We start from the raw sequence: 1,369 nt of genomic DNA on the forward strand, positions 1-1,369 counted from the left end.
TCCCGGCCCGTGGAGGCCGGGAGCTGCCGCAGTGCGGTCATGCGGTGTGAGGGTCACTGCGGGTGCCGCCCGAGCATCCGGACCCGCAGGTGACGACGGCCCCCGGCCGTCGTCGGCGCCGGTCAGCGTGCGACCGGTACCGGTGTCAGCGCGTGGTCGGCGCGCTGCCGGCTGCCGGTCAGCGGCAGTAGTTGACCGGCTTCAGGTTCTTGACGTAGCGGGCCGTGACGTAGCCCTTGCGGTCGGCGAGCTTGTACCAGATCTTGTTGCCGTCCACCCACTGGCCCTTGACCTTGCAGGACAGCTTGATGATGGCGCCACCGTGGTAGCCGCCGAGCACCTGGGAGTAGGTGGTGGCCCTGGCGCGGATCCGGACGCCGCTGTGCGCGACGACCTTGCCGTGGACGTAGCGGTGCGCCAGCTGGCCCTGCGACTCGTTCTGCTCCGCGGACTGCGCCTCGTTCTGCTCTGCGGACTGCTCCGCGGTCTGCGCCTCGTTCTGCTCCGCGGACTGCTCCGCGGACTGCGCCTCGTTCTGCTCCGCGGACTGCACCTCGGCGGCGGGGTCGTCCGCCATCGCGATGGCGGGCGCCGAGCCCAGCAGGCCGGCGGCGAGCGCACCGGTCACGAGGGCAGCGGCGATCTTCCCGTTCTTCAACATGGGCCATGTCTCCTTGTCGAGCGTCCAGGGGGAAGTGACAGTGCGGAAGACGCTCGACGGTGACGCCGGGCGGCCTTCCCGACGACGACGATGGTGGTCGCCGCCGACCTGACATCGCCGCCATACCGTCAAGTCACCCGATAAGCGCACGAGCCGGTGACGCCGCGCCGAGGGCACCCCGGCGGACGGAAGCACACAACGGGGCGCAGGAGAGCGCGCTGCGACAGCCGAACGCGCCCGGCAACGGCCGCGCCCGGTTGTCGAGACGGGTGGTCCGGGTGTCGAGACGGGTGGTCCGGCGACGTCAGCCGGTCAGCGAGCCCCGGACGACGCTCCTCCCGGAGTGTGCGGGGCTGCCGTTGAACGCCTGGTCGGAGACGTCCACCTGGGAGTACTCGCCGATGTCGACGCCGGGCGGCAGCGGCAGGGTGGCAGTGCCGTCGTCGTGCAGGACCCCGAGCGAGATCAGCTTCTTCCCGGCCGCGTCCATCAGCCAGACCTCGAAGAAACCGGAGGTGCGCGGCAGCCCGCTGACCTGGATGCGCACCTCGCGCGCCGGACCGGCTACGCGGGCGGACGACGGCGCGGAGAACCGTTCCAGCCGTACCGTGCCGGCAGCCGGCCCACCGCCGGTTCCGTCGCCGTCGGTTCCGTCGCCGCCGGGCCCGCCGGTCCCACTGCCGTCGCCGGATCCGTCGGCGTCGCCCG

At 72.2% G+C, this 1,369-nt stretch carries 2 protein-coding genes; both read right to left on the reverse strand.

Annotation, left to right across the window (positions count from 1 at the left end):
* Positions 1 to 178: 178 nt before the first annotated feature.
* Positions 179 to 661, reverse strand: a complete 483-nt coding sequence (locus ACYVE9_RS27040; protein ID WP_461030520.1) for an SH3 domain-containing protein — start codon at positions 659 to 661, stop codon at positions 179 to 181.
* Between the two features lie 304 nt (positions 662 to 965).
* Positions 966 to 1,369 (reverse strand): anti-sigma factor (locus ACYVE9_RS27045; RefSeq protein WP_461030521.1); only part of this gene is annotated, 404 nt, incomplete at its 5' end.

It is taken from the genome of Streptomyces sparsus (assembly GCF_054776295.1).